The sequence below is a fragment of the Paenibacillus sp. OT2-17 genome, assembly GCF_009827695.1.
GTDB classification, from domain to species: domain Bacteria; phylum Bacillota; class Bacilli; order Paenibacillales; family Paenibacillaceae; genus Paenibacillus; species Paenibacillus polymyxa_B.
This window is the reverse complement of the sequence record NZ_WUDQ01000947.1, coordinates 1-810: the sequence shown is the minus strand read 5'-3', so window position 1 is coordinate 810 and position 810 is coordinate 1. Positions and strand designations below refer to the sequence as shown.

Genomic DNA, 810 nt, shown 5'->3' with positions numbered 1-810 from the left:
CACCTATGAGGGAGATATTACCCTTAATAAAAAGAATGGCAGGGAAGGCTCAGGAGGTCTGGTTTTTCGTGCTGACAAGAATGCGAAAAACGGTTATGTCGTCAGCCTGGATGCCAAAAATGATGTCGTTACTTTAAATAAGAATGTCGATGGATCGAATACAGAAATTGCTAGCAAGTCTTTAACCCTGGGAACCTCATCAACTTACAACGTGCAGGTAGACGTATATGGTCATGACATTCAGGTGTTTATAGATAATCAGTCTGTAATTAAAGAAACGGATACTGAATTTGATTATGGTTATTACGGTCTGACCGCCTGGAATTCAACAGCTTCCTTCCGAAATGTGAATTTCAAGAACACCTCTAACTTTGCAACCAATCTATCTAATTGGACAGCTGTAACCGGTCGGTGGGAAGATACCATGGAGGGGAAAAACGGTACATCTGCAGATGATGCTTTTATCATAAGTGGTAAGACTGGGGACAACTTTATATATAATGCGATTATAGATTTGTCAGAGGGAGGAGATGAAACAGGATCACTTGTTTTCCGGACGGATGCTGATGCGAAAAATGGATATATGGCGAGTATCGATGCTTTAAACGATAAAGTGAAAATTGTGAAAATGGAAGACGGGAATAAAACGGTTCTGGCTGAAACCACAGTAACGCTGGATACTTATCAAAGGCATGATTTAAAAGTGAGCACATTTGGAACAAATATAAAGATGTATCTGGACGGAAATCTCATTCATGATATCGATGATGCAACCTTCCTGTCCGGCCATTTTGGATTACATCTTTTGCA

Annotated in this window: 1 pseudogene; it reads left to right on the top strand. The window is 40.1% G+C overall.

The annotated features are described in order from the left end of the window. Window positions 1–810: pseudogene (locus tag GRP75_RS28370) on the top strand (GH32 C-terminal domain-containing protein); the annotation flags it as partial.